We start from the raw sequence: 19,739 nt of genomic DNA, 5'->3' as shown, positions 1-19,739 counted from the left end.
AACACCTCAGCCCGCCCGTACCAGTCTGCGCACATCGGCTTCGAGCTGGCGGGTCAGGGTCTTGCGGTCGGTGGCGGCATCGCAGGCCAGGACCTCGCCCCAGCTCACCACCGCATCGATCGGCGGGCCTGAGAGAATGCCGACGAGATGCGGCGCCAGATCCATGTCGCCGATCCAGGCGACCTCCTTCATGGCGCCTCGGCCGATCGGCAGCCCTCCGCGCTTGGCATAGCGCAAGGCCAGCGGCTGGACATAGGCGGCCGCCTCGCCGCCGTCGAGCGCCTCGCGCGCGGCTCCCACCAGGGCGGAACGGAAGGGCAGGACATGTACGCCGTCCCCGGTGGTGCCCTCGCCGAACAGCACCATGGCATCGCCGGCCTTCAGCCTGGCGCCGATGGCAGCGGTGGCATGGCCGGTCTTGTGGCGGCGTTCGCGCTCGATGAAGACCGAGCGCTGCAGCCTCGCGAACAGGCCGATCACCGGCCAGCCGCGCACCTCGCTCTTGGCGATGAAGGACAAGGGCGCCAGGGCGCCCAGCACCACGATGTCGAGCCAGGAAACATGGTTAGCGACGATGAGCAGAGGCCGTTGCCGGGCCTGGGTGCCGTTGACGGCAACCCGGACGCCGATGATGGCGAGCACGCTGCGGTGGAAGAATACTGGCAGGCGGCGGGCCAATGCCCAGTCCCGCCTCACCGCCAGCCATTGCAGCGGGATCAGGGGCATGGCCAGCAGGGCGACGGCGGCAATACGGCAGATCGCCTTGAGGCGCATGGAGAAGCATCCGGAAAAATCGGAGCCTTCATAAGCGAAAGAGCGGCCGGAGGGCAAATGAGGCCTTCCGGGTGCGCGGACGTCCCGTCCGCTCTTCCTTACATTTAGGTGCAGTGCTCCGAAGAGCGGACGGGACGTCCGCGCACCCGAGGGGTTACTCCGCCGCGGTCATCAGGCCGGGCTTCTTCTCCGCGGCGATGGCCGGCTCGCCCGGCGCGGACGGCCTGACGTCGTGCTGCTCGGGTTCGGGCAGGACGTCGTCGGTGCGCGCCGGCAGGTCTTCCGGCTTGCGGGTGAACCAGCCCGCGACACGGTCGAGGGCGAGATAGACCACCGGCGTGATGTAGAGGGTGAGCATCTGCGACACGATCAGGCCACCGACCACGGTGACGCCGAGCGGCCGGCGCAGCTCGGCACCGGCGCCATGGCCGAGGGCGATCGGCAGCGCGCCGAGGATGGCGGCGAGCGAGGTCATCATGATCGGGCGGAAGCGCAACACCGCCGCCTCCACGATGGCCTCCTTGGCGGAAAGGCCCGCCGAGCGGCGCTGCACGGCGAAGTCCACCATCATGATGGCGTTCTTCTTGACGATGCCGATCAGCATGATCAGGCCGATCATGGCGATGATCGACAGGTCCATCGAGAACATCTGCAGGGTCAAAAGAGCCCCAATGCCGGCCGTCGGCAGGCCCGACAGGATGGTGATCGGGTGGATGAAGCTCTCATAAAGAATGCCGAGCAGGATATAGACCACCAGCACCGCGGCGAAGAGCAGCAGCGGCATGCTGGCCAGGGAATCCTGGAACTGCTGCGCCGTGCCCTGGAATTGCGTGGAGATCGTCTTGGGAATGTCGAGCTCCGCCGTCGCCTGCTGGATGGCGTCCACCGCCTGGCTGAGTGCGACGCCGGGCTGGAGGTTGAAGGAAATCGTCACCGAAGGCAGCTGGCCGATATGGGAGAGCGAGACGGCCGACGGCTTTTGCTCGACTCGCGCCACGCTGTCGAGCGGGATCAGCACCCCCGAGCTCGAGCGCACATTGAGCTTGCGCATCAGGTCCTGCGGCGAGCTATAGGCCTGGCTCGCCTCCAGGATCACTTCATAGGTATTCTCCGGCGCATAGATGGTCGAGACCTGGCTGGTGCCATAGGCCGAGTAGAGCGCGGAGCGGATCTGGTCGACGGTGACGCCGAGCTTGGCGGCATTGTCGCGATCGATCGAGACGACGGCATCGCGCGCCTTGATCTGCAGGTCGGAATTGACGCCGGTGATGCCCGGAATCTGGGCCATGCGCGCCTGCAGCTTCTGGGCATTGGCCCTGAGCTCGTCGACGTCGGGCGACATCAGCGCGTATTGGTACTGGCTGCGCGAGCGGGTGGCGCCGATATTGATCGACTGCACCGCCTGGAAATAGGTGTTGATGCCTGGCACCTTCGCCGCTTCCTGGGAGAGGCGCTTGATCACCACGTCGATCGGGTCCGTGCGGGCCGGCTTGTCGCGCAGCTGGATGTTCATGGAGCCGGAGCTGATCTGGCTGGTCGCCCCGCCACCGATGCTCGACAGGATGGAGATGACGTCGGGATCCTTGCGCAATTCGGTGACGACGGCCTGCTGGCGCGCCATCATGGCCTCGAAGGAGACGTCGTCGGGTCCCACCGTCGAGACGGAAACGAAGCCCATGTCCTCCTGAGGGAAGAAGCCCTTGGGGATGTTGACGAAGAGGATGGCGGTGACGACGAAGGTCGCCGCCGTGACGGTGAGCATGAAGCCGGGCGAATTGACGGCCCAGCGCACCGTGAGGGCATAGCCCCTGGTCAGCCAGTTGAAACCGGCCTCGAACAGGCGCAGCAGCAGCCCCGGGCGCTTTTCCTCTGCATGCTCCTTGATCAGGCGCGAGCACAGCATCGGCGTCAGCGTCAGCGAGACCACGCCCGAGATCAGGATGGCGATGGCCATCACATAGCCGAATTCGGAGAACATCCGCCCGACGATGCCGCCCATGAAGATCACCGGGATGAACACGGCGATCAACGACAACGTCATGGCCAGGATGGTGAAGCCGACTTCGCGCGAGCCGATCAGGGCCGCGGCAAAGGGTTTCTGCCCCAGTTCGACGTGGCGGACGATGTTCTCCAGCATGACGATGGCGTCGTCGACCACGAAGCCGACGCACAGCGTCAAGGCGAGCAGCGAGATGTTGTCGATCGAAAAACCGAGCACATACATGCCCGCGAAGGTGCCGATCAGCGAGATCGGCAGGGCGATGGCCGGAATCAAGGTGGCCCGCGCACTGCGCAGGAAGAAGTAGATCACCATGATGACCAGCAGGATCGACAGGCCCAGCGTGAACTCGACATCCTCAACCGCGGCGCGGATCGGCACGGAGCGGTCCAGCAGCATGTCGAGGCTGACGCCCACAGGCAGGCTCTCGCGGATCTTGGGCAGGGTGTTCTTGACCGCGTCGACCACGGCGACCGTGTTGGCGTCGGGCTGGCGCTGGATGGCGATGATGATGCCGCGGGTCGCGTTACGCCAGGCCGCAGTCTTGTCGTTCTCGACGCTGTCGACCGCCCGCGCCACATCCTGCAGCAGCACAGGGGCGCCATTCCTGGACGACACCACGATCGGCATATAGCCCTTGGCGTAGCGGATCGGGCCGGTGGCATCGAGGATGAGGTTGCGGCCGTTATTGCTGGTCGAACCGACCGGCGTGTTGGAATTGGCAGCGGCGACGGCCTTTTGCAAATCGTCGAGGGTGAGGCCACGCGCGGTGAGCTGGTCGAGGTCCGCCTCGACCCGCACGGCGTATTGCTGCGAACCCCAGATATTGACCTGGGCAACGCCCGGCAGGGTTGCCAGCAGCGGCTGGATGTTGGACTGGGCGAAGCGGTCGATATCCGATGTGCGGGCCTGGTCAGAGGTCAGCGCCATGAAGATCACCGGCTGGTCGGCCGGGTTGACCTTCCTGAAGCTCGGCGGCGTCGTCATCTCGTTGGGCAGTTGGCGCTGTGCCGTCGCGATTGCCGCCTGCACGTCCAGCGCCGCACCGTCGACATTGCGGTTGAGATCGAACTGCAGCACGATCTGCGTCGAGCCCAGATAGGAGGTCGACGACATCGTCGAGATGCCGGAGATCGCCGAGAATTGCTTCTCGAGAATGGCGGCCACCGAGGAAGCCATGGTTTCGGGGCTCGCGCCCGGCAGGGTGGCGGTCACCGAAATGGTCGGGAAGTCGACGCGCGGCACGGCCGCCACCGGCAATTGCCGGTAGCCGAACCAGCCGGCCGCAATGAAGGAGACCATCAACAGGATGGTCATGACCGGGCGGCGGATGCACAGTTCCGAAAGCAACGGCTTGTCTCCCGGCTTCAGCTCTTGGCAGAGGTATTGGCGGCGGTGCTCTCCTTGGCCCCCGCATTGATGGCGACCGGCGCGCCGTCGACCAGGCGCAGAACCCCGTCGACCACCACCTGCTCGCCGCTCTCGACGCCCTTGGTGATCACGGCATCGGCGCCTGCGACGCGTGCCACGGTCACGGGCCGAAGCTCAGCTGTTTTACCATCTTTCACCACGAAGACGTAGCTTCCCTTTTGGCCGAGCTGGACGGCGGCATCGGGAACCACCACCTGCGGGCTGGCATTGGGCAGGACGACCTGCACATTGACGAAGGCGCCGCCCCACAGGATCTCGTGCGGATTGGGGATGTCGGCCTTGACCATGATGGTGCCCGTGGCGGCATCGATGGCGTTCTCGACGAAGGACACCTGGCCGGTGAGCGTGTTGTTGCCTGTGAGGGCATCGACGCGCACCGGGCCCTTCGCCATCGCCTCGCGCAGCTCGGCCAGCCGCGACTGCGGGATCGAGAAGGCCACCACGGCCGGGTCGAGCTGGTTCACGGTGGCGAGCGGGGCGGTGTCGGAGGTGCGCACCGTCGAGCCGGGCTTGACCGGGATCGAGCCGATGCGCCCGGGCACGGGTGCGCGGATCACGGTGTAGTCGAGGGTTACCTCGGCTGCTTCCAACGAGGCCTGGTCGGCCTGGAGCTGCGCCTGCCCGACCTTGAGGGCGGTGGCGGCCGTATCGCGCGTGGTCGCCGCACCGGCATTGCGGGCGAGCAGGTCATTGGCGCGGGAAAGATCGATCTGGGCCTGGGCGATCTGGGCCTGGTCGCGCGCGATCTGGGCCTGGATCTGGGCGATCTGCGCCTTGATGGCGCGATCGTCCAGGGTGAAGAGAATGTCCCCCTGCTTGACTTCGGCGCCTTCGGCGACACGAACACTCGTCACCGCGGTGTTGTCGATGCGGGTGCGGATCTGGATGGAGGCATAGGGCGTGGCGGTACCGACGGCATCGATCACCATCGGCATCTGCTTGGCGACCGCCTCGACGAGCACCACCGGCACGGGCGCGGCGTTGCGCTGCGAAGACTTGCCAGTTCCAGCCGCCTGCGGCGCTTCGGGGGCATGCAACGCATCGGCAAAGCCAGGAAGGGCGGCAATGAAAGTCTTGGAGGAAGGCACCGTCTGCACCAGCCAGGGCACCAGGCTGGCACGCTGCCACCATGCCAGGCCGACGACCAGGACGAGAACAAGCACGAAATTGAGAAGACGCTTCATCGAGCCGCCATCAGATCTTCATTAGGTCCGGGCAGGCGAGGCCTCCCCCTTTTTCACGACGATACCCACCGCTGCCGACCATATCCGGAAACGGGTGTTACGATGTATCAATGCGTACAAATTGCAGCGAGTATGTGAACGCATTGTTTCTCATCCGGCACAACGAGCCTCCGCGCGCACACGTTTTCGTGTATAGGAACCGAAATTTCGTGATCACGGTTCAGGCTGGCTCGGGCCCGCAACCAATAGTCTACAAGATTAATAGAAAGATGTTGACCATGGCAATCGGCTTGCCTAATCGTCGCGGCTGAAAGGCCGGGAACCGGGCATTCCCCAAAGGTTTCGGCTGTCAAGAGGTGTGAAATGGGTAAGTTCTGGAACAGGGCCGGCATCGCCATGATGGCCGCCGGCCTGTCGACCATGCTGGTGGCCGCAGCGCAGGCCGAAACGCCACCCGGCCTGCTGGTGGTCGGCCAGTCGATCGACGATGCCGTCAGCTTCGACCCCGCCGAGGGCTTCGAATTGACGACGGTACAGGCCTTCAACGCCCTTTACCAGCGCCTGGTGCAGTCGAACCGGCAGGACGGCACTCGCATCGAGCCGGCGCTCGCCACGTCCTGGGAAGCCGGCAGCGACGGCAAGAGCCTGGTCTTCACCCTGGCCAAGGATGCCAAATTCGCCTCGGGCAACCCCGTGCGTCCTGAGGACGTGATCTTCTCCTTCTCGCGGGCGGTGAAGCTTAACAAGTCGCCCGCCTTCATCCTCAACGAACTCGGCTGGAGCGCCGAGAATGTCGACAAGTCCGTGACCAAGGCCGATGACGGCAAGGTCAAGCTGAGCTGGCAGGCCGATGTCGGCCCCGCTTTCGTGCTCGCCATCCTGACTGCGCCGATCGCTTCCGTCGTTGACGAAGCCACTGTCTCTCCGCAGGCGGCCAACGGCGATTTCGGCAATAGCTGGCTGAAGTCGCACTCGGCCGGCAGCGGCGCCTTCAAGATCAACACCTATACCGCGCATGAGGCGCTGGTCCTGGATGCCAACCCGACCTCGCCGGGCGGCGCCCCCAAGCTGCAGGGCGTGATCCTGCGCAATGTGCCGGACCCGGCCGCCCGCCGTCTCCTGATCGAGCAGGGCGACATCGATATCGCCCGCGGCCTGGGTGCCGACCAGATCGACGCCCTCAAGAAGGAGGGCAAGCTCAACGTGCTCGCCGTGCCGTCGGCCCGCTCGGACTATCTCCTGATCAACACCAAGGCCAATGCCGCCCTCGGCAATCCCGCCTTCTGGGAAGCCGCGCGCTACCTCGTCGACTATGAGGGTATCGCCAAGAACCTGCTGCGCGGGCAGTCGCAGGTGCACCAGGCCTTCCTCCCCGCCGGCTTCCCGGGCGCGCTCAACGACAATCCCTACAAGCTCGATGTCGAGAAGGCCAAGAAGATCCTGGCGGATGCCGGCATCGGCCCGACCAAGATCGCCTTCCCCGTCTTCAACGAAGAACCTTATCTGCAGATCGCGCAGTCCCTGCAGCAGACTTTCGGCCAGGCCGGCCTCACGCTCGATATCCAGCCGGGCGTCGCCAGCGACATCTATGCCAAGGGCCGCTCGGGCCAGTATGAATTCACGCTGCGCTACTGGATTCCGGACTATTTCGACCCGCATTCCAATGCCAGTGCCTTCGCGGTGAACCGCGACAACAAGCACAAAACTGTCGCCCAGCAGGCGGGATGGTTGATCCCCGAACTCAGCGACGAGACGGCCGCCGCCGTGAAGGAACAGGATCCGGCCAAGCGCGCCGCCCTCTACGAGGACCTGCAGCGCAAGCTCCAGAAGAGCTCGCCCTATGTGCTGATGTTCCAGGGCAGCGACCAGGTTGTGCTCAGCAAGGCGGTCAAGGGCTATGCCCAGGGCCTCAACGCCGATCAGGTTTATTACGATCAGGTCGAGAAGTGACTTGATGTCTCGTTCCAATCGTCGAGATTGGGACGAGACGGCCTTCTCCCTCGTGGCGCCGGGGCTTCGCATTCGCGCCACTTCCAGGACTGACGATGCAAGCTGATGAAACGCCGGGCGCCAGGCCCTTCCTCCGCCCGGTGCTCAGGGTGCTGCGCTGGCTGCTGTCCGTCGTTCTGACGTTGTTCGGCCTGATCGTCGTCACCTTCATCCTGACCAGACTCTCCAGCATCGATCCTGCCCTGCAGCAGGTCGGGGATCACGCCAGCCAGTCGAGCTACGAGGCCGCACGCCGCGAACTCGGGCTCGACCAGCCGCTGGTGATGCAGTTCCTGCGCTATCTCGGGCATGTCGTCCAAGGCGATCTCGGCATGGCCACCTCGACGGGCCAGCCCGTCCGCTCCGACATCCTGCGCACCTTCACCGCGACGCTCGAACTGGCCACCGCCGCGGCGCTGATCGGCGCCACACTCGGCCTGGCGCTCGGCATCCTGGCAGCGCTGCGGCCGCGCGGCCTGCTCGACAATGTTGCCCGCCTGTTGTCGCTGATCGGCTATTCGACGCCGATCTTCTGGCTCGGCCTGATCTTCCTACTGCTGTTCTATGCCAGGCTGCATTGGGCGCCGGGACCGGGGCGCCTCGACATCGTGTTCCAATACACCATGAAACCCGTCACCGGCTTCGCGCTGATCGATGCCTGGCTTGCCGGGACGCCAGGCGCCCTGCGCAGTGCCCTCGCCCATCTCGTTTTGCCGACGGCAGTGCTGGCCCTCTATGCGATGGCCGGCATTTCGAGGCTGACGCGTGCCGCCATTCTCGAACAGCTTTCCAGGGAATATGTGCTCACCGCCCGCGCCAAGGGAGCGGGGCCCCTGCGCGTGGTGCTGGTCCATATCCTGCCCAATGTGGCGGGCACTCTGATCACCGTGGTCGCCCTCGCCTATGCCAGCCTGCTCGAGGGCGCGGTGCTGACCGAGACGGTATTCGCCTGGCCCGGCATCGGACGCTATCTCACCGTCGCCATGTTCGCCGGCGACACCGCCGCCATCCTCGGCTCGACCCTGGCGATCGGCATGGCCTTCGTGCTGCTTAACAGCCTCACCGACCTGATCGTCACCCGCATCGATCCGGCCGCATTGGCGGAGCGCGGCTGATGGCCTTCCTTGTCACCGCCCTGCCGGCCCTGCGCCGTTCGCCATCCGCCCTAATCGGGGCGAGCGTGCTCGTCCTGCTCGTCTTCATGGCGCTGGCGGCCCCGCTGATCGCCCCCTACGACCCCAACCTGCAGGACAGCGCCATCCGTCTCGCCGCCCCATCCCGGCAGCACTGGCTCGGCACGGACGGCTTCGGGCGCGACCTGCTTTCGCGCCTGATCTACGGCGCGCAGCCGACCCTGCTGCTGATCGTCCTGGTCACCGTGCTGATGGCTCCGCTCGGCGTAGCCGTCGGGCTGGTCGCCGGCTTCTTCGGCGGCCTCACCGAGCGGGTGCTGATGCGCCTGACCGACATCGTGATGTCCTTCCCGCGCCTGGTACTGGCCTTCGCCTTCGTTGCCATCCTCGGCCCTGGCCTGGTCAATGGCGCTCTCGCCTTGGCCCTGACGAGCTGGCCTGCCTATGCCCGGCTCGCCCGGGTTGAAACCGCTGCCCTGGCCCGCAGCGACTATCTCGCCGCCGCGTCCATGGTCGGCATCAGGGGGCCGCGCCTGCTTCTCGGCCATGTGCTGCCGCTCGTGCTGCCCTCGGCCATCATCCGGCTGGCCCTCGACCTCGCCGGCATCATCCTGGCCGCCGCCGGCCTGGGTTTCCTCGGCCTCGGCGTGCGCCCGCCCATGGCCGAATGGGGCTCGATGGTGGCTGATGGTACCAAGGTGATCTTCGACCAGTGGTGGATCGCCGCCGCGCCGGGCCTTGCCATCTTCATCACCAGCCTGGCCCTGAACCTGCTGGGGGACGGCTTGCGCGACATCCTGGATCCGCGCCATGACTGATACGCTGCTGCAGGTCGAGGACCTGGTGGTCGAGACCAAGGACAAGACAGTCGAGGGCAAGGAAGGCCGCGAAGCGGTACCTCGCCAGCTCGTGCACGGCATCTCTTTCACGGTCGGGCGCGAGAAAGTGGCGATCGTCGGCGAATCCGGCTCAGGCAAGTCGCTCACCGCGCGGGCGATCATGGGCCTGCTGCCCACCAGCCTCGCGGCGCGGGCAACCGGCCTGCGGCTGGGCGAGACCGACCTCGCCGGTCTCGACGCCCGGGGTTGGCAGCGCCTGCGCGGCCGGCGCATCGGCCTGGTGCTGCAGGATCCGAAATTCTCGCTCAATCCGGCTCACCGTGTCGGTCGCCAGGTGGAGGAGGTCCTGCTGCTGCATGGCCGCCTGCCCAAGGCCGAACGGCGACGAAAGGCTCTCGCCCTGCTCGAACAGGTAGGCCTCGACGATCCCGAGCGTGTCTATGGCAGCCTGCCGGCCGAACTTTCCGGTGGCATGGGCCAGCGCGTGATGATCGCCGCCATGCTGATCGGCGAGCCGGAGCTGCTGATTGCCGACGAACCGACTTCCGCGCTCGACCATGTCGTGCGCGATCAGATCCTCGGATTGCTGGAGCGGCTGGCACGCGAACGCGGCATGGGCCTGCTCCTGATCAGCCACGACTTGCAGCAGGTTTCCCGCTTTGCCGACCGCGTCCTGGTGATGCGCCAGGGCTCGATCGTCGATGCTCTCCCGGCCAATGAGCTCGCCCAGGCAAGCCATCCCTATACGCGCGGCCTGTGGCAAGCCCGCCCCTCGGCAGCGACCTACGGCACCCGCCTGCCCACTCCCGACACCCCGCAAGCGCCTTACCCGGGGGATGCACGGCCATGACGGCGCTGTTGATCGACAATCTGGAGGTCAGCTTCCAGCGCCGCGGCCGCAGCTTTGCCGCCGTGCGCGGTGTGAGCTTTGCCGTAGAGCCCGGCGAGACCTTCGGGCTGGTCGGACCGTCGGGCTGCGGCAAGAGCACGGTGCTGCGCGTCCTTGCCGGACTGAACCTGAACTGGCAGGGCGCTATTGCGGTATTCGGGCATTCCCTGCGGCCGGGGCGCGTCATCGAGGGCGCCCTGAGGCGTGACATCCAGATGGTGTTCCAGGATCCCTATGCCTCGCTGCATCCGCGCCACACGATCGGGCGCATGCTCGGCGAACCGCTGGAAATACGAGGAGAGACCGATATTGCCGGTCGTGTCAGGGCCAGCCTCGCCGATGTCGGCCTCGCCGCCGAGATCGCGGGACGCTATCCGCACCAGCTCTCCGGCGGCCAGCGCCAGCGCGTGGCGATCGCCCGGGCGCTGCTGCTCGAGCCCCGCCTGCTGCTGCTCGACGAGCCGACCTCGGCGCTCGACATCTCGGTGCAGGCCGGCATCCTCAATCTGCTCAACGACCTCAAGCGCCGCCACGGCATGACACTGGTGCTGGTGAGCCACGACCCCGACGTGATCGGCCATATGTGCGACAGGGCGGCGCGGATGGCGGACGGCCGGATCGAGGTGCTGCTCGACCGGCAGGATCTTGCGCGCGGCTGACGCGAAGCGATGCGGTCGCGCATAGAGGCCCGGCCGTGCGCCAGCCTTTCTGGACAACGCTCCAAAGACTACTTCTTGTCTTCGAGGATCTTGAAATCATCGAGGCAGGCTTTGCGCTCGATGTCCGGCTTCGATAGGCAAGCCGTGAGCTGTTTCCCGCGCAGTTCGAAAGCGGAACGCACGCAAGCACGCCCCAGCACCGGTGGAATGCCGCCGACCGCACCGAGTGGGCAGGTTCCCTGTACGAAGGCGAACCATGAGCGCTGGCTTTCGACCAGAAGCTTCCTGTCCGGCTCGCCGGCCGTAATCTTCCTCACCTTTTCGTAGATGGCAGCGAGCTTGATGTCCGCCTGCCCGAGGTCCGCGTCGGCGCAGATGGCGATTTCCAGTGGCGTGGAGGGTTTGTCGCAATCGAAACTCGCCCGCCGTGCCGAGCCCGCCGCATCGGCGGCGCCGTCGGCCGTCTCGGCCAGGCAATCGACAGTGATGCCTGCCTCACCGCAGCTGTCGAGCAAGGCAAAGCGTTGCTCGAAGGCGCCACGGACACAGGCAAGGCTCTTGGCGGAAAACGGTCCGCTGCCATCGGCAAGGTCGCATTTCCGGGCGACACGGTCGAGCCAGCGACGCTGATCGGCAATGAGGGCACCGCGGGTCTGCCGGTCTGCCTCCAGGCTCGCGACCGCCTCGCGATAGCTCTGTGCCAGGACGAGATCGGCCCGTCCCAATTTCCGGTCTGAACAAATCGCCTTCTCCAGCGCCGTGTCCGCCTCGCTACAGTTGAAACTCGCCCGGCCAAGCGGCTCGCGCGCGGCGTTCGGATCGGCAAAGCGCTCCGCCACCTCGCTCTGGCACGTCGCCGCCATCGACATATAGAGCGTGCCCTGCTGGCCGGCATAACGGTAGGCGCATAGCTGCATGCGCTCGCCATAATCGATCTGATCCGCCTTGGAGAGCCGCGGGTAAAACTCCTTTTCGCAGATGGAGACGACAATGGCGCTGAATCCGGTATCCGCACTGGAGCCCCAGCGGCATTCGCGCAGCAACGCCGTCGCCGCCCTGCAGCTCTTCTGCTCCCGCAGCAGATTTTCGAGGCCCTCTATCCCGGACTCCCCGGGCCTGGCGCAGGAACTATCCTGCGCAAAAGCCGGCTGCGCGGCCGCGAGCAGGATCGAAAGGATCAGAAAACCGAAATAGCGCATCGCCGACACTCTCAAAGGGAATGGCGAGAGGCTATAGGGGGCGAGGCCTGTCCGGCCATCGCCTTTGACCGGCGTTCTCGGCACAAACCGGCAGATCCATGCCGAAATGTACGGATGGCACGCCGAAGCTCAGTCCAGGCTCGGATTGCCCTTGAGCGTGTTGCTGACGGTGCAGATCCGCTCCGCATCGACAATGATCGCCGCCTTCGTCGCCTCGTCGAAATCGCCAGTGACCTCGATCGTGACATGGAAACGCGCGATGCGCGAGGGTTCGTCCGCCGCCTTCTCGCCCTTGACCTCGGCACGGACCTCGCCGAGCCTGTCGAGCACGCCGAGATTGCTGGCGGCGATGCGGGCGCTGAGCACGAGGCAGGCCGACAGCGAGGCATAGAGCAGGTCGAGCGGATTGAAGCCGGCCTCCGAGGGACGGGTGACCACGCCGATCTCCCCGCCCGTGGCCGACGTCACCAGAGGGTGTCCCAGGCGGGACAGCACGGCCGTTGCTCCCGTCTGCCTCGGTTTCACTTTTGCAACCGACATGCCGTTCTCCCTTATGGCCCAAGCAGGTAAATTCCCGCTTTCGGCAGGAAGATCCGGCCCGCTCCGGCCGCTTCCTGTCCACGGCGCCGGCAGCGCGTGTCCGCCTTTCGGTCACGGTGCCACCAAATTACCACTCTAGCCTGGGCGACGCCCGTAGCGCGTGGCCACAGGCACCCACCCCATTGCTCATGCTTCTTCATCCAACAGGCCGGAGACGTTTTCAATGACCATGACCATGCTGAACCGTCGCACCCTCCTCGCCTCCGCGACAGGCATTGCCCTGGCTGCCAGCGCTGGAGCCGCGCCCGCCCGCGCGGCCGCCTCGGAATCCGCAGGCCCGAAAGGCCCCGCCGAACTGCCGCCCCTGCCCTATGAAGCCGCGGCACTGGCACCGACCATCGATGCCGAGACCATGACGCTGCATCACGACAAGCACCATCAGGCCTATGTCAGCAATTTCAACGCGGCCCTGAAGCAGGAACCCTCGCTGGCGGACCTCAGCTACCCCGATATCCTCGCTGGCCTGGACAAGGTTCCGCAGTCCGTCCGCCAGGCAGTGCGCAACAATCTCGGCGGCCATGTCAACCACACCATGTTCTGGCAGATCATGGGCGCCAAGGGCGGCGAGCCCGCAGGCGAAGTGCTCGCCGCCATCGAGCGTGATTTCGGCGGCGTCGCCAAGCTGCAGGAAGCCTTCGGTGCCGCCGGTGCCAAGGTCTTCGGTTCGGGCTGGGTGTTCGTCACTGTGACGAGCGAGGGCAAGCTCGCCCTCGACAGCAGGCCCAACCAGGATACGCCGCTGATGGACGGCAAGCGCGTGCTGTTCGGCAACGACGTCTGGGAGCACGCCTATTACCTGACCTACCGCAACCGTCGGCCGGATTATCTCAAGGCCTGGTGGAAGGTGGTCGACTGGCACAAGATCGGCGAACGCTACGCGCTTGCCAAGCAGGGCAAGCTGGTGATCTGACGCTTGCGGCGGATGTGAGAGCACAGGCAACAAAAAGCCCTTCCCGCAGCTGCGGGAAGGGCTGAAACGCAAACGCCTCGAACGAACTCAGTAGCGATAGAGTTCCGGCTTGAACGGGCCGTTCTGGTCCACGCCGATATAGGACGACTGCTTGTCCGTGAGCTTGGTCAGGGTGGCGCCGACCTTGGCGAGGTGGAGCGAGGCGACCTTCTCGTCCAGATGCTTGGGCAGCGTGTAGACCTGCTTGCCGTACTGGCCGGGGTTGGTCCACAGCTCGATCTGAGCCAGCGTCTGGTTGGTGAAGGAGGCCGACATCACGAAGGAGGGATGGCCGGTGGCATTGCCCAGATTGACCAGGCGTCCCTCGGACAGGAGGATGATGCGATGGCCGTCGGCGAACTGGATCTCGTCGACCTGCGGCTTCACATTGGTCCACTTCAGGTTGCGCAGGCCGGCGACCTGGATCTCCGAATCGAAGTGACCGATGTTGCAGACGATGGCGCGATCCTTCATGGCGCGCATATGGTCGAGCGTGATGACATCGACATTGCCGGTAGCGGTCACGAAGATGTCGGCGCGGGGAGCAGCCTGCTCCATGGTGACGACTTCATAGCCTTCCATCGCGGCCTGCAGGGCGCAGATCGGATCGACTTCCGAAACCAGCACGCGGCAGCCGGCATTGCGCAGCGAGGCCGCCGAGCCCTTGCCGACGTCGCCGAAGCCGGCGACCATGGCGATCTTGCCGGCCATCATCACGTCGGTGCCGCGGCGGATGCCGTCCACCAGCGATTCGCGGCAGCCATAGAGGTTGTCGAACTTCGACTTGGTCACCGAATCGTTCACGTTGATGGCGGGGAAGAGCAGCGTGCCTTTCTTGGCCATCTCGTAGAGGCGATGCACGCCCGTGGTGGTTTCCTCGGTCACGCCGCCGATGGCGAGCGCATTCTTGGTGTACCAGCCCGGATGCGTGGTAAGGCGCTTCTTGATGGCAGCGAAGAGGACCTCCTCTTCTTCATTGGTGGCGCCGTCGAGGAAGGCGGTATCGCCCTTCTCGGCGCGCAGGCCCAGATGCATCAGCATGGTGGCGTCGCCGCCATCGTCGAGGATCAGGTTCGGCGTGCCGCCATCGGCCCATTCGAAGATCTTGTGGGTGTATTCCCAGTAGTCTTCCAGGCTCTCACCCTTGATGGCGAAGACCGGGGTGCCGGCGGCAGCGATGGCGGCGGCGGCATGGTCCTGGGTGGAGTAGATGTTGCAGGACGCCCAGCGCACATCGGCGCCGAGAGCCTGCAAGGTCTCGATCAGCACGGCCGTCTGGATGGTCATGTGCAGCGAACCGGCGATGCGGGCGCCCTTGAGCACCTGGCGCGGGCCATATTCGGCGCGCGTGGCCATCAGGCCCGGCATTTCGCTCTCGGCGATCTCGATTTCCTTACGGCCCCAGGCGGCCAGACCCATATCCTTGACGATATAATCTTGCGTGCTCATTCGATGCTTCCCGCATTTGACATGGCGGGCGTCTAGCACAGTCGGCCTTCCCCGGCAATAAGGATATAAGGATTTCTTTATGTGACGGGGGTTCTGGCACCTCGGTCCCAGCCAGGCACAACGCAAAAAGGGCGGGCCCAACCGCCCGCCCTCCTGCTTCTTCCGATGCCATGGTCCGGCGAATAGCGGCCTTACTGGCCGAGTTCGTCCCGCGTGGGGATGCGCCCGTTCGGCGTCAGCTTGTTGATGATCTCGGGCAAATGCTGCGCGAGCTGGCCGAGCAGGTCGTTGGGATTGACGCCCGCCTTCTGGGCGAGGTTATTCAGCGTATCCTGGCCGAGGACCTGGCCGAGCTGGCCCGGCTGGATCGGCTGGTTCTGCCCGCCGCCGATCCAGGAATTGATCACGTCCCCGTGGCCCGATTGCTGGAACTTCTCGAGGAGACCGCCAAGGCCGCCGAGCAGGCCGCCATCGCTGGAGGCATCCGCCTGCGGTGCGGACGGTGCGGGAGCCGGGGCCGGCGCTGGGATGGAGGCCTGAGTGTCAGCCTGAGCGTCGCTGCTGCCGCCACCGAGCCATTTGGCCAGAAGCAGAGCACCTGCGGCAAGAATGAGCGGCTTGGCCAAGCCGCTGCCACTATCCGGAACTGCTTCGTTCACCGCGTTATCAAAAAAACCCATAAGCGCCTCCTATTTCTGGGAGATGCCGCGTCACCTGCGGCTTACCTCAAGGAAGTCTATTCTGGCATCCATGGCAGGCGTTTTACAATATTCCCATTTGTGAAATTTTTTCCGCGCACCCATTTCGTTACGGCACCCCTCGCTCTTGCCAAAAGAATGCAGGTCCTTACGATGCGAACACCGATCAAATTCGGAAACGATTATCGATTCGGCGGAGGAACGCGCTCATGGGCGACTTAGGTTGGATCTGGACCATTGTTGTTGGCATCATTGCCGGCTTTCTCGCCAGCAAGGTGGTGAATAAATCGGGGGCCGGCCTGATCATGGATCTGGTCATCGGCCTGGTCGGCGCCGTCGTCGGCAAATTTATCGGCGGCGCGCTGCTCGGCATGGGCCCCAATTCGGGGATCCTCGAAAATCTTCTGGTCGCCTTTGCCGGCGCTGTCGTGGTGCTGGTGGGCTACAATGCCCTGATGCGCCGCCGCTGACAGGCCGCCGGTCACACCGGACGAATTTTTCCAGGAAGCAACCGCATTCAGGCGGCGGCGTCGTTGCGGCCGCTTTCTCATTGGTGCAGCACGAAGTCCGGATCGTAGGGCACGCTGAATTCGCCGACATCGGACAGCACTGCCAGCCGGTTTCCGCGGACCTCCACCTCCGTCACTCGGTCCCAGCCCGCCGGTACCGGCATGATGCCGATGACCTGCCGCAAGTCGATCTCGCCCGACGGCGTCAGGCTGATCGAGGTCGGGATGCCCTGCTCGCTATAGTCGTTCGGCTCGATCGACGCCTTGTGGCCCGCCAACAGATAGGTCCGCACTTCCTCCAGCCCGAGCACGCCGCGATGGCGGCTGTTCCAGGGGCTGTAATAGCGGCCGCCATTGCTCATCCACAGCAGGGTGGAGGGGAAGTCTTCCGGCCGCTTCAGGCTGAGCACCAGATCCGCCTCGCGATGCCGTAGCGCGGCGCCCCAAGCGAACTCCCGGCCGGGCGCCTCGGGCATCATCACGCAATCCTCGTGGTTGCGGTCGAACGGGTAGCAGCTGAGATTGGCCGTACCGCCATCGGCAAGCGGAGCCTTCTTGAGATCATTGAAGCGCGCGGGATAGGCCAGTGCCGAGTGCCCCTTGAGCGGATCGGCCTCCAGCGGATCGGCCGATGTCTCGATGAAACGCTTGGGCGAAAAGCTCAGATGGCCGCCCTGTGGCAGCGACACCATCATGTGCAGGCCGACGGAGACGGCGCCCTCGCCTCCCTGGAACAGATGGCGCTGATAGAGGAAGGGATTGTCGTCGCGCAGGGTGAGTTCCTTGACGACGCGCGCGCCCATCACCCGCTTTTCCAGTTCGAAACGGGCCTGGCGCCCGCCATCGACCGCGCGGGTCTCCAGGTGCTTCCAGGCCGAATTGGCCGGCCAGCCATGGGCCGGTGAGCCATCGACATCGCTCAGGCCAAAAGGAGCGCAGAGGAAATCACCCGCCAGGCGCTGCAGATGGGCCGGCGTGTCGGCGGCATGCGCCTCCTCCAGCCAGGGGGCACGGTGCAGCGGTGCGACCTTGCGGCCGTCCCGCTCCACGACGAGTTCCCGGATATGCCCGACCGCAAGATCCAGTGTCGCACGGATGCCGCGCGCCTCGATCGTGACAAACTCCTCATCGGCGGCCATCGACTGCATCTCCCCTGAATCGTCTGATTTTTATTCGTGTCAAAACAATAAGATAGGCTTCCCGTGGCTCCAGTATGATCCAAAAGCGGACAGACGCAACAGGCCGGCGAATGCCACAAACAGCCGCTCCGGTTGCCTCGTCTTCTTCGCCGGGGCCCTCGACCAAGGCGAAGAAGGCGCTTGCAACAATATAAATGCACTAATATATTAATCGACGCCGCAGGGAGCAATCATCGGAGCCACCCATCATGCTGGACACGCTGCGACATGCGAATGTGAGGCCGCGCTCCACGGCGACCAATGTCTACGAAATGCTGCGCAGCGACATCGTCCTCGGCGTGCTCAGACCACAGCAGCCGATCCGCGAGGCCGATATCGCCGCCAGCCTCTCCGTGTCGCGCACGCCGGTGCGCGAGGCCTTGCTGCGCCTCGCCAATCTCGGCCTGGTCGAGATCTTTCCGCAGAGCGGCACCGTGGTCGCGCCGATCCGGGTGGAGAAGGTCAAGGCTGCCCAGCTGATCCGGGAGGTCGTGGAGGTGGAAGTCAGCCGCAGGGCATGCCAGGTGGCGAACCAGGCCGATCTCGACGCGCTCGCGGGCATCGTCGACGAACAGGAATTCGCGGCGGGGCGCAAGGACGTGCGCCGCTTCTACGAATTGGACGAAGCCTTCCATCGCCGCATTTTCGCAACGGTCGACTGCCTTGCCGCCGCGGACGAGCTGGAGGACATGAAGGCCCATCTCAACCGCCTGCGCTTCGTCACCGTGAACTGGCCGAACCGCTCGGAAGCCATCATCGCCGAACATCGCGACATCCTTGCCGGCCTCGCCGCCGGGGACGAGGACGCCACCGCCATCGCCATGCGCAACCATCTGCGCACGATTTTGCAGGCGCTCGACAGTTTCGTCACGCGCACGCCGTGAACCAGAGCCGTCGCAAAGGCGGCCGTCACAACGACAAAGCCAAGGCTGCGGCAACGACCGCAGGCAGGAGGGAACCCCATGATCTTGACGAAGTTACGTGCAGCGGCCGTTGCCGGCCTGCTTGCCGCGGGTTTGTCGGCCCCGGTGAGCCACGCCGCCGACAAGCCGCAACTGACGGTGTCGCACGACAAGGCCGGCTGGCAGGCCAATTTCGAGGCCTATGGCAAGGATGACCCCACCGCGAGCTGGCAGGTCACGCCCTTCGGCGACACCACCAACTACCAGGCGGCGGTCAGGGCGGCCCTGCCGACCTCCTCGGCGCCCGGCATGTTCACCTGGTGGTCCGGCTACCGCATGAAGGATCTGGTGGAGGCAGGCCTTCTGGAAGATTTGACCGCGATCTGGAAGCCGTTGCTGGCCGAGGGCAAGGTCAAACAGGAAGTCGCCGATGCCTTCTCCTTCGACGGCAAGATCTATGCCGTTCCCAACAACGTCGCCTATTGGGCGATGTTCTACAACAAGAACGTCTACAAGGAGCTCGGCCTGCAGGTTCCCAAGACCTGGGACGAGCTGGAAGGCAACCTCGCCAAGATCAAGGCTGCCGGCAAGGTGCCGATCGGCCAGACCATCGAGGGGCGCTGGCCGGCCTTCATCTGGTTCTCGGAATTCCTAGTACGGTCCGATCCGGATTTCTACGTCAAGCTGATGGCCGGTAAGGCCAAATATACCGATCCCCAGGTCGCGGCGGCCTTCGCCACCTGGAAGGACTGGATGGCCAAGGGCTGGATGGACGACGGCACCTCGCCTTTCGGTTTCACCACCGGCGACAGCATGAACAACTCCTTTGCGCAGGGGAAGGTCGTTCACATGCTGGTCGGCACCTGGTTCGCCGACACAGTCACCAAGGCCGGCACCATCGAAGGGCGCGACTGGGGCCTGTTCGTGCTGCCCAACAAGAATGCCAGCCTGCCGCCGAGCGTGATCTTCGAGGCGGGACCGCTGCTGGTGTCGAAGAATTCCGACACGCATGACACGGCGGTGAAATCAGCCACCTATTGGATGAGCAAGGCAGGCGAGCAGCGCTGGGCCGACCTCACCGGCTTCCTCGTCGCCAACAACGATGCCAAGCTGCCTGATGACAAGGAGGTGGCGAAGCTGAACGATGTGGTGGCCAAGGACCACTACAAGCTGCTCGGCCGCTATTGGGAAACCACCCCCTCACCGATCGCCGAGGCGGCCGTCGACGAGATCTCCAAATTCGTGCTCGACCCGAATTCCGCTCCGGAGGTGATGCAGAACCTGCAGAAGATCGCGGACGACTACTGGGCTGCCCATCCCAAGCCGTGAGGTCGCTCGCAGCATCTGCTCAACAGTAA

The 19,739-nt window shown here is 65.0% G+C and carries 17 protein-coding genes; 9 read left to right on the top strand and 8 right to left on the bottom strand.

What is annotated here, in order from left to right:
* Positions 1-6 precede the first annotated feature (6 nt).
* From olsA to U1R88_RS13700, 3 genes are all read right to left on the bottom strand, one after another.
* A complete protein-coding gene (gene olsA, locus U1R88_RS13710; RefSeq protein ID WP_068296707.1) occupies positions 7-774 on the bottom strand; it encodes a lyso-ornithine lipid O-acyltransferase in 768 nt (255 codons plus the stop codon).
* Positions 775-928: 154 nt separating this feature from the next.
* Positions 929-4,123: an efflux RND transporter permease subunit gene (locus U1R88_RS13705; protein WP_322431717.1), complete on the bottom strand. Its 3,195-nt coding sequence runs from the start codon at positions 4,121-4,123 to the stop codon at positions 929-931.
* Positions 4,124-4,140: 17 nt separating this feature from the next.
* On the bottom strand, positions 4,141-5,388 hold the full coding sequence (locus U1R88_RS13700; protein WP_322431716.1) for an efflux RND transporter periplasmic adaptor subunit: 1,248 nt from the start codon (positions 5,386-5,388) through the stop codon (positions 4,141-4,143).
* Between the two features lie 363 nt (positions 5,389-5,751).
* Between U1R88_RS13700 and U1R88_RS13695 the strand changes: the two genes are divergently transcribed.
* From U1R88_RS13695 to U1R88_RS13675, 5 genes are all read left to right on the top strand, one after another.
* Positions 5,752-7,338, top strand: coding sequence for an ABC transporter substrate-binding protein (locus U1R88_RS13695; RefSeq protein ID WP_425545422.1), 1,587 nt, complete (start codon positions 5,752-5,754; stop codon positions 7,336-7,338).
* 95 nt (positions 7,339-7,433) lie between these two features.
* Positions 7,434-8,492, top strand: coding sequence for an ABC transporter permease (locus U1R88_RS13690; protein WP_322431715.1), 1,059 nt, complete (start codon positions 7,434-7,436; stop codon positions 8,490-8,492).
* Positions 8,492-9,328 (top strand): ABC transporter permease, encoded by an 837-nt coding sequence (locus U1R88_RS13685; protein ID WP_322431714.1) that lies wholly within the window; start codon positions 8,492-8,494, stop codon positions 9,326-9,328. The genes U1R88_RS13690 and U1R88_RS13685 overlap by 1 nt, the downstream gene beginning before the upstream one ends.
* A complete protein-coding gene (locus U1R88_RS13680; protein WP_322431713.1) occupies positions 9,321-10,199 on the top strand; it encodes an ABC transporter ATP-binding protein in 879 nt (292 codons plus the stop codon). The genes U1R88_RS13685 and U1R88_RS13680 overlap by 8 nt, the downstream gene beginning before the upstream one ends.
* On the top strand, positions 10,196-10,897 hold the full coding sequence (locus tag U1R88_RS13675) for an ABC transporter ATP-binding protein (protein WP_322431712.1): 702 nt from the start codon (positions 10,196-10,198) through the stop codon (positions 10,895-10,897). Before U1R88_RS13680 ends, U1R88_RS13675 begins: the two co-directional genes overlap by 4 nt.
* 68 nt (positions 10,898-10,965) lie before the next feature.
* Here the strand turns inward: U1R88_RS13675 and U1R88_RS13670 are convergent, their stop codons facing one another.
* Positions 10,966-12,096 (bottom strand): lysozyme inhibitor LprI family protein, encoded by a 1,131-nt coding sequence (locus U1R88_RS13670; RefSeq protein ID WP_322431711.1) that lies wholly within the window; start codon positions 12,094-12,096, stop codon positions 10,966-10,968.
* A gap of 129 nt (positions 12,097-12,225) precedes the next feature.
* Positions 12,226-12,636, bottom strand: a complete 411-nt coding sequence (locus U1R88_RS13665; protein WP_322431710.1) for an OsmC family protein — start codon at positions 12,634-12,636, stop codon at positions 12,226-12,228.
* A gap of 229 nt (positions 12,637-12,865) precedes the next feature.
* Between U1R88_RS13665 and U1R88_RS13660 the strand changes: the two genes are divergently transcribed.
* The gene (locus tag U1R88_RS13660; protein ID WP_322431938.1) at positions 12,866-13,606 is read left to right on the top strand and encodes a superoxide dismutase; all 741 of its coding nucleotides are present in this window, start codon (positions 12,866-12,868) and stop codon (positions 13,604-13,606) included.
* A gap of 87 nt (positions 13,607-13,693) precedes the next feature.
* Here U1R88_RS13660 and ahcY read toward each other — a convergent pair whose 3' ends face one another.
* Positions 13,694-15,094 carry an adenosylhomocysteinase gene (gene ahcY / locus U1R88_RS13655; protein WP_322431709.1) on the bottom strand — a complete coding sequence of 467 codons (1,401 nt, stop codon included), beginning with the start codon at positions 15,092-15,094 and terminating at the stop codon, positions 13,694-13,696.
* A 191-nt stretch (positions 15,095-15,285) separates the two neighbouring features.
* Positions 15,286-15,774, bottom strand: coding sequence for a YidB family protein (locus U1R88_RS13650; RefSeq protein WP_068297535.1), 489 nt, complete (start codon positions 15,772-15,774; stop codon positions 15,286-15,288).
* Positions 15,775-16,001: 227 nt separating this feature from the next.
* Here U1R88_RS13650 and U1R88_RS13645 point away from each other — a divergent pair, with 227 nt between their 5' ends.
* Entirely contained in the window at positions 16,002-16,262 is a 261-nt protein-coding gene (locus tag U1R88_RS13645) for a GlsB/YeaQ/YmgE family stress response membrane protein (protein WP_322431708.1), read from the top strand.
* Positions 16,263-16,339: 77 nt separating this feature from the next.
* Here U1R88_RS13645 and U1R88_RS13640 read toward each other — a convergent pair whose 3' ends face one another.
* A complete protein-coding gene (locus U1R88_RS13640; protein WP_322431707.1) occupies positions 16,340-17,440 on the bottom strand; it encodes a hypothetical protein in 1,101 nt (366 codons plus the stop codon).
* Positions 17,441-17,688: 248 nt separating this feature from the next.
* Between U1R88_RS13640 and U1R88_RS13635 the strand changes: the two genes are divergently transcribed.
* On the top strand, positions 17,689-18,363 hold the full coding sequence (locus U1R88_RS13635; RefSeq protein WP_322431706.1) for a GntR family transcriptional regulator: 675 nt from the start codon (positions 17,689-17,691) through the stop codon (positions 18,361-18,363).
* Positions 18,364-18,441: 78 nt separating this feature from the next.
* The gene (locus U1R88_RS13630; protein ID WP_322431705.1) at positions 18,442-19,710 is read left to right on the top strand and encodes an ABC transporter substrate-binding protein; all 1,269 of its coding nucleotides are present in this window, start codon (positions 18,442-18,444) and stop codon (positions 19,708-19,710) included.
* The last annotated feature ends 29 nt before the right edge of the window (positions 19,711-19,739 follow it).

It is taken from the genome of Labrys sedimenti, from assembly GCF_034424805.1.
Taxonomy (GTDB): domain Bacteria; phylum Pseudomonadota; class Alphaproteobacteria; order Rhizobiales; family Labraceae; genus Labrys; species Labrys sedimenti.
This window is presented reverse-complemented; position numbering and strand designations above follow the sequence as displayed.

Coding starts and splice junctions, on each gene's coding strand:
- U1R88_RS13650 (WP_068297535.1), bottom strand. CDS start 15,774: ATGGGTTTTTTTGATAACGCGGTGAACGAAGCAGTTCCGGATAGTGGC.
- U1R88_RS13675 (WP_322431712.1), top strand. CDS start 10,196: ATGACGGCGCTGTTGATCGACAATCTGGAGGTCAGCTTCCAGCGCCGC.
- U1R88_RS13695 (WP_425545422.1), top strand. CDS start 5,752: ATGGGTAAGTTCTGGAACAGGGCCGGCATCGCCATGATGGCCGCCGGC.
- ahcY (WP_322431709.1), bottom strand. CDS start 15,094: ATGAGCACGCAAGATTATATCGTCAAGGATATGGGTCTGGCCGCCTGG.
- U1R88_RS13640 (WP_322431707.1), bottom strand. CDS start 17,440: ATGGCCGCCGATGAGGAGTTTGTCACGATCGAGGCGCGCGGCATCCGT.
- U1R88_RS13700 (WP_322431716.1), bottom strand. CDS start 5,388: ATGAAGCGTCTTCTCAATTTCGTGCTTGTTCTCGTCCTGGTCGTCGGC.
- U1R88_RS13660 (WP_322431938.1), top strand. CDS start 12,866: ATGACCATGCTGAACCGTCGCACCCTCCTCGCCTCCGCGACAGGCATT.
- U1R88_RS13630 (WP_322431705.1), top strand. CDS start 18,442: ATGATCTTGACGAAGTTACGTGCAGCGGCCGTTGCCGGCCTGCTTGCC.
- olsA (WP_068296707.1), bottom strand. CDS start 774: ATGCGCCTCAAGGCGATCTGCCGTATTGCCGCCGTCGCCCTGCTGGCC.
- U1R88_RS13685 (WP_322431714.1), top strand. CDS start 8,492: ATGGCCTTCCTTGTCACCGCCCTGCCGGCCCTGCGCCGTTCGCCATCC.
- U1R88_RS13690 (WP_322431715.1), top strand. CDS start 7,434: ATGCAAGCTGATGAAACGCCGGGCGCCAGGCCCTTCCTCCGCCCGGTG.
- U1R88_RS13645 (WP_322431708.1), top strand. CDS start 16,002: ATGGGCGACTTAGGTTGGATCTGGACCATTGTTGTTGGCATCATTGCC.
- U1R88_RS13635 (WP_322431706.1), top strand. CDS start 17,689: ATGCTGGACACGCTGCGACATGCGAATGTGAGGCCGCGCTCCACGGCG.
- U1R88_RS13670 (WP_322431711.1), bottom strand. CDS start 12,096: ATGCGCTATTTCGGTTTTCTGATCCTTTCGATCCTGCTCGCGGCCGCG.
- U1R88_RS13665 (WP_322431710.1), bottom strand. CDS start 12,636: ATGTCGGTTGCAAAAGTGAAACCGAGGCAGACGGGAGCAACGGCCGTG.
- U1R88_RS13680 (WP_322431713.1), top strand. CDS start 9,321: ATGACTGATACGCTGCTGCAGGTCGAGGACCTGGTGGTCGAGACCAAG.